Consider the following 6,819-nt stretch of genomic DNA (forward strand, 5'->3'; position numbering starts at 1 on the left):
AGAATATGCAGAAGAAAAAGGATTTTCTAATAGATTAGTAATTCCAGCTGATGGAGAAGTATGTGAATTTTAATTTAGGAGTAAATAGTATGTTAAATAAAAATAAAGAGTTAGTAAGTAGATTTTATGAAGCGCTTGCAAATGAGGATTATGATTCTTTATATAAGTTTTGCCATAAAGATTTTAAATTTTATCCTCAAGTAGATACTCCATTTAAAGGAGTTGAAGGATTAATTGAATCAGAAAAGAAAAATTTTGATGCTTTCAGTGACTTTAAAATGCCAATAAAAGAGTTAATTGCAGAAGGAGATTTGGTCGCTGCATATTTGGAGTTTACAGGGATTCATACAGGAAAATATTTAGGTATTGAAGCAACAAATAAAGAGGTTCATTTTTCTCTGATGATGTTTCTAAAAATTAAGGATCGTAAAATCATTGAAAAAAGATCACATGTTGATGTAAATGATGTTATAAATCAATTAAAAAGATAATACTTATAGAAATAAATTGTTAAAGTTAAAAAAGGGACTATATGAATATATTTTAAAATTCATATAGTCCCTTTTAACTATTTTATTAATGCTTTATCTTTTTCTTTATGATACATGCTCTTTTTACTAATATTCATTTTATATTAAAATTGATTACTATCATCTGTAGTATTTTTTAATATTTTATCTATTTTTGAAAATCAATTATTTCCTCTATTCCAAGGTCTACAGTAGTTTCGCTTAAAGTAGTATGAGCTATTACCTTACCTTCTCTTATAGAGTAATGAACTGGTACTTGTCTTCTTATAGCATCATATCCGTTTTTTGCTGGAAGTATTATCATGTTACCTGGCTTTCCAACTTCTATACCGTATTTGTCTTCTATATCAAGTGTTCTAGCTGAGTTGTTTGTAATTAAATCTATTGAATCATTTATTTGGCTGTATCCCATCATTTGACATACATGAAGTCCCATATGAAGTACTTGTAACATATTACCTGTTCCTAATGGGTTCCAAGGGTCCATTATATCATCATGACCAAAGCATACATTAATTCCTGCTTCCACCATTTCTTTAACTCTTGTTATACCTCTTCTTTTTGGATAAGTATCAAATCTTCCTTGAAGATGTATATTTACTAGAGGATTTGCTACGAAGTTTATTCCGCTCATTTTTAATAATCTAAATAATTTGTATGTGTATGCTCCATTATATGAATGCATTGCAGTTGTATGACTTGCTGTAACTTTGTGCCCAATATTATATTCGTATGCTCTAGTTGCTAGAACTTCTATAAATCTTGATTGTTCGTCATCTATTTCATCACAGTGAACATCTACTAATACATTGTATTTTTTAGCAAGTTCCATTATTTTATTTATACTTTCCACTCCGTATTCTCTTGTAAATTCAAAGTGAGGTATGGCTCCTATTACATCTGCTCCTAATTTTAAAGATTCTTCTAATAATTCTAATCCATTAGGGTAAGATAGTATTCCTTCTTGAGGGAAAGCTACTATTTGTAGTGTAACATAATCTTTTAATTCTTCTCTAAGCTCTATCATAGCTTTCATGGCAGTAAGCTCAGGGTCTGTAGTATCTACATGAGTTCTTATAAATTGAATTCCGTTGGCTACTTGCCAAGAGATTGCTTTTCTTGCTCTAGTCTTTACATCTTCTTTAGTTAAAAACTCTTTTCTCTCAGACCAACGTTCTATTCCTTCAAACAAAGTTCCACTTTCATTCCACTTAGGCTCTCCAGCTGTAAGTGTTGTATCTAAGTGAATATGTGGCTCTATAAATGGTGGTACAACTAAATATCCCTTTGCATCTATTACTTCTTCATTATCTACATCTATATTTTCTTCTATTTTAGTTATAATCCCATCTTCTATTAATATATCTACTGAATTATTATTATTTCTTAATTTGGCTCTTTTTATTAACATTTTTCTCCTCCTAAGATACTATATCCTCTGTTTTTATCTAAGTTTATTATGCTGTTATTTTTTCTGAAAATTTTATTCCTACTTCTTTTCTTAATTCTATCTTTGTTAATATTACATAAGTTATTACTGTTGTTAATACTGAATTAACTGGTGTTATACCAGGTATAGTGTAAGCTCCTATTACACCTAGTCCCCAAGCTATAATTGCATTTATATTTACTACTTTAAATTTAGTAGTTTTGAAATCTGTATACTTGCCTTTGTTTATTATAAAGTAATCTGCTATTAACACAGCACCTGTTGCTGGTATGAATGAATTAAGTATATTTAACCAAGTCATAAAGTTATTATAAAGTACCATAGATAAAAGTGTTCCAACTACACCGTTTATTATAACCATTCTACTTTTTGGTTGTTTTGTTATATTAGCAAATCCAAGTCCTGAACCATATAGTGCATTATCATTTGTAGTCCATATATTAAGTCCTAATATTATTATTGCTGGTATTATCAGTCCTTGTGCAAACATTACTTCTGATATATCAGCTTGTCCTGTAGTTATTGCTCCTATTGCACCAAATGCTAACATTAAAGAGTTACCTATTAAGAATGCTATTACAGTAGTTGACACTGCTGTTTTTTTATCCTTTGAAAATCTTGTGAAGTCTGCTGTTAAAGTACCACCACTTATAAATGTTCCTACAACTGCTGCTAAAGCTGAACTCATTGTCATAGTTCCTGTTGGTTTTATTGAAAGTAATGTAGCTATACCACCTACATCAGCTATTGCTTTTCCGGCTGATACACTACCAAGTAGTGCTATTGCTGGTACTGCTATCATACTTAATATTGTAAGTGATTTCATTCCAAAGTATGCTGTTGCTGTCATTAATAAACCTAATGTTATAATTAATACCCATACATTTATTCCTGTTACTTTAGTAACTGGTATTGCAAACATTGCAACTCCTACTCCAAACCAACCTATTTGTGTTATTGCAACTAAGCCTGATAAAAGATATGATCCTTTTTTACCAAATGAATATCTGGCAAGTAAATGTGTTGAAAGTCCTGTATCTCCTGCCATATAAGCTAAAAGCCCTGTGTAAATACATAATAAGATATTACCGAATATTATAGCCTTTATAAAGTCTGATATATCAAGACTTATGCCTATATTTCCACCTGCTAACATACTTGCTGAGAAGAATGCAAATCCTAGCATAACTACTAGCATTGATAAAAATCCTTTTTTATCTCTTTGTGGTATTGCCTCTAATGAGTAATCGTGATCTTGATGTTGTTTTTTATTCATATTTCTCTACCTTTCTTCTTAGTACCTAAAAAGAAAGGCTCCCTGCAGATGCAAGGAGCCTAGAATTTTAGCATATATCTACACTTAAACTAGAGGTAGTTAAATTTAGATACACTAATGCTAAATTACTATTTTGTGTAATTTTCTTCCGAAAACCTTGCCAGCTTCTCTGAACTGAGTTAAAGGTACTATTAATTTGTTATATTCAAGATATCATAAGAGTAAAATGTTGTAAATATCTCTTTATAGATTTTATTTCTATATATTGAGGCTAATTCAAGTAAAAAAAGGGATAAATAGAGAAATTTTATTATAGATAGTCCATGATAATCCTTAATTAATAAATATCATAGACTATCTAAATTATAAGTTATTAATGACTTCTTCCAAAACTTTACCAATAGCATTATGAATAACTAAATCAGCTTTATTATCAGCAGAAGTTGAACTTTTATTAATTAAGATAAGATTTTTACCTCTAAAGTAATCAATAAGTCCAGCAGCAGGATAAACAACAAGTGAAGTTCCACCAATAATTAAAGTATCGGCTTGTGAAATAGCTCTAACTGCTCCATTTATAATATCATTATCTAAACCTTCTTCATAAAGAACAACATCTGGCTTAACTATTCCACCGCATTTAGTACAAGTAGGTATTCCTTTAGATTCTAATATAAACTTTTCATCATAAAAGGCATGACAATTCATGCAATAGTTTCTAAGAACAGATCCATGAAGTTCATAAACATTTTTAGAACTGGCAAGTTGATGCAGACCATCTATATTTTGTGTTACTATAGCTTTAAGTTTACCCATCTTTTCAAGTTTAGCTAAAGCAATATGTGCTGCATTTGGTTTAGCGTTTGGATATATTAATTTCTCTTTATAAAATTTAAAGAATTCTTCTGGGTATTTTATAAACATAGTATGAGAAACAAGTTGTTCAGGAGTAAGATTTATTTTTAGTTTTTCACTCCATAATCCATTAGCACTTCTAAAGTCAGGTATTCCAGATTCAGTACTAACACCAGCACCTCCAAAAAACACTATGTTATTACTATTTTTAATTATTTCAGATAACTTCTTAATTTTATCATCCATATAGACACTTCCTTTTTATTTTATTATATCATTTTAAGCTCAATAAAATTGTATGTTATACTGTATATATAATTGAATTTATAAAATTTTAAACAAAAGATGATTAAAGGGTATAAAAGGAGAAAAACATATGACAGAATTTTGGGAAGAAAATTTTAGAGAAAATAAAACAATGTGGGGATTTATACCATCAGATTCAGCAATTATGGTAAAAGATTTTTTCTTAAAAAATAATGTTAGAAATATACTTATACCAGGTGTTGGATATGGAAGAAACGCAAAAGTATTTATTGATAATGGTATCAAGGTAACAGGTATTGAAATTTCAGAAACCGCAATTAAATTAGCTAAAGAAAATGGAATTAATATTAAGATTTATAATGGATCAGTAACTGATATGCCTTTTGATAATGAATTGTATGATGGCATATTTTGCTATGCACTTATACATTTATTAGATGAAGAAGCTAGAAAAAATTTATAAAAGACTGTTATAATCAATTAAAACCAAATGGATATATGATTTTCGTAACTGTTTCTAAAAAAGATTTATTCTTCAAAATAGGCAAGCCAATAGGTAAAGATTTAGTTGAAATAACAGAAGGATTAAATATGTTCTTTTATGATGCTGATTCAATAAGAGAAGATTTTGGCGATTATGGATTAGAAGAATTTATAGAAATTGATGATCCTAAAAAATCTATATCAAATAAGCGTTCCATAAAATTTACAATGATAAAATGTAAAAAATAGATTTATTGAAAATAATGTATAAAAATTAATTGACAGCTTACTAAATATTAATTATAATATACTCATATCTAGTGATAATGGCATAGAGGAAACACGCCTTTCCATTCCGAACAGGAAAGTTAAGCTCTATAGCGCCGATGGTACTGCATGGGAAACTGTGTGGGAGAGTAGGACGTTGCTAGGTTAGTATGGCTCGATAGCTCAGTTGGTAGAGCAGCGGATTGAAGATCCGCGTGTCGTAGGTTCGATTCCTACTCGAGCCACCAAAAGGTACTAATTTTCGTTAGTACCTTTTTTATTTTATATAATAATTATTAAGGTATTATTCATGATTAAAAATTACAATTTAATAAGATCATCTATTTTATGAAAATTCAAAATTATATTCTATATAAAAGATAAGTATAAAAATTTTTATACTTATCTTTTTTTATACAAATATATCTACTAAAATTATATATTTTCAATTTGCCAATCTATTGGTGTTTTATTTACACTCTTTAAGAAGTTATTGGCTTTAGAAAATGGTTTGCTTCCAAAGAAACCTCTTGAAGCTGAAAGTGGGCTTGGGTGTACTGATTGTATTATGTAATGAATAGGATTAGTAATTAAAGCTTTCTTTTTAATAGCATTATTCCCCCAAAGTATAAAAACAACAGGATCTTTTTTCTCATTTAACAAAGAAATTATCTTATCAGTAAATATTGACCAACCTATTTTTTGATGTGAGTTGGCTTTTCCTGCCTCAACAGTAAGTGTTGTATTTAATAAAAGAACTCCCTGATCTGCCCATTTCTTTAAGTAGCCATTATTAGGTATATAGCAGCCTAAATCATTATGAAGCTCTTTATATATATTTACTAATGAAGGAGGAATTCTATTTCCTGGTTTAACTGAAAAACTAAGCCCATGAGCTTGATTTGGTCCGTGATAAGGATCTTGACCAAGAATAACAACTTTAACATCTTTATATTGAGTGAAATGTAATGCATTAAAAATATCAAATTTATCAGGATAAATTTGTTTTGTAGCATATTCATTTATAAGAAATCTACGTATTTTTAAATAATAATCTTTGTTAAATTCATTTTTTAATAAATTATTCCAATCATTTTTTAGTATATTTGACATATAATCACCACCTTAATTAAATTATAACATATTGAAAATTTGCATAAGAGGGGGTAGAAGATAGAAGTTTTTTATTAAAATAACGTACATTAATATAAAAAAATATCAAACACTTATCCAAGTGTATCTATATATGAAAAATAGAGAAAATATAAATAATTTAAAGTATATTATGTATAATAAGAAAATATGAATAAAACATTAAAAGTATATGTATAAAAATATGATAAGATAAAGACCGTCGCTGGTGAGTAACAGTGCTTAACAACATATCAAAAAAGAGTGTTGACAGCTGATGCTTATAGTGATAAGATAAGAAACGTCGCGAGGATGTTACAACACATTTCAAACTTCAAAAAAGTTTTTAAAAAAGTGTTGACATAATAACTTCTAAGTGATAAGATAAACGAGTCGCTTGAAGGCGATGAGATAAAATGGTCTTTGAAAATTGAACAGAATATAGAATACATTTAAACAACCAGCAATTCTTTTTACAAGTAAGTTTTATGAGTTAAATGATTAAACTTTTTATTGAGAGTTTGATCCTGGCTCAGGACGAACGCTGGCGGCGTGCCTAA

5 protein-coding genes, 1 tRNA gene, 1 rRNA gene and 1 pseudogene are annotated in these 6,819 nt (G+C 28.8%); 4 read left to right on the plus strand and 4 right to left on the minus strand.

The genetic code is table 11. The features are described 5' to 3' along the window. Positions 1–62: 62 nt before the first annotated feature. On the plus strand, positions 63–491 hold the full coding sequence (locus tag SPJ33_RS09615; RefSeq protein WP_321117749.1) for an ester cyclase: 429 nt from the start codon (positions 63–65) through the stop codon (positions 489–491). Positions 492–678: 187 nt separating this feature from the next. On the opposite strand, the gene codA is transcribed toward SPJ33_RS09615, so the two are convergent. From codA to SPJ33_RS09630, 3 genes are all read right to left on the minus strand, one after another. Then, on the minus strand, positions 679–1,941 hold the full coding sequence (gene codA / locus SPJ33_RS09620; protein WP_321117750.1) for a cytosine deaminase: 1,263 nt from the start codon (positions 1,939–1,941) through the stop codon (positions 679–681). 46 nt (positions 1,942–1,987) lie between these two features. Beyond that, entirely contained in the window at positions 1,988–3,256 is a 1,269-nt protein-coding gene (gene codB, locus SPJ33_RS09625; protein WP_321117751.1) for a cytosine permease, read from the minus strand. Positions 3,257–3,619: 363 nt separating this feature from the next. Then, positions 3,620–4,357 carry an NAD-dependent protein deacylase gene (locus SPJ33_RS09630; protein WP_321117752.1) on the minus strand — a complete coding sequence of 246 codons (738 nt, stop codon included), beginning with the start codon at positions 4,355–4,357 and terminating at the stop codon, positions 3,620–3,622. Between the two features lie 130 nt (positions 4,358–4,487). Here SPJ33_RS09630 and SPJ33_RS09635 point away from each other — a divergent pair. The 3 genes and pseudogenes from SPJ33_RS09635 (at position 4,488) to SPJ33_RS09645 (ending at position 5,376) form a co-directional block, all read left to right on the plus strand. Further along, positions 4,488–5,110, plus strand: a pseudogene (locus tag SPJ33_RS09635) (class I SAM-dependent methyltransferase). 67 nt (positions 5,111–5,177) lie between these two features. Next, a 5S ribosomal RNA gene (gene rrf, locus SPJ33_RS09640) occupies positions 5,178–5,294 on the plus strand. 6 nt (positions 5,295–5,300) lie between these two features. Further along, positions 5,301–5,376 (plus strand) — tRNA-Phe (locus SPJ33_RS09645). A gap of 187 nt (positions 5,377–5,563) precedes the next feature. Here the strand turns inward: SPJ33_RS09645 and SPJ33_RS09650 are convergent. After that, positions 5,564–6,241, minus strand: a complete 678-nt coding sequence (locus tag SPJ33_RS09650) for a uracil-DNA glycosylase (protein ID WP_321117753.1) — start codon at positions 6,239–6,241, stop codon at positions 5,564–5,566. Positions 6,242–6,819: the final 578 nt, after the last annotated feature.

It is taken from the genome of Clostridium sp., from assembly GCF_034179595.1.
Lineage (GTDB): Bacteria > Bacillota > Clostridia > Clostridiales > Clostridiaceae > Clostridium.

Bases quoted from the DNA above. Each gene is read 5' to 3' on its own strand.
- codA (WP_321117750.1), bottom strand. From the start codon at position 1,941: ATGTTAATAAAAAGAGCCAAATTAAGAAATAATAATAATTCAGTAGAT.
- codB (WP_321117751.1), bottom strand. From the start codon at position 3,256: ATGAATAAAAAACAACATCAAGATCACGATTACTCATTAGAGGCAATA.
- SPJ33_RS09630 (WP_321117752.1), bottom strand. From the start codon at position 4,357: ATGGATGATAAAATTAAGAAGTTATCTGAAATAATTAAAAATAGTAAT.
- SPJ33_RS09650 (WP_321117753.1), bottom strand. From the start codon at position 6,241: ATGTCAAATATACTAAAAAATGATTGGAATAATTTATTAAAAAATGAA.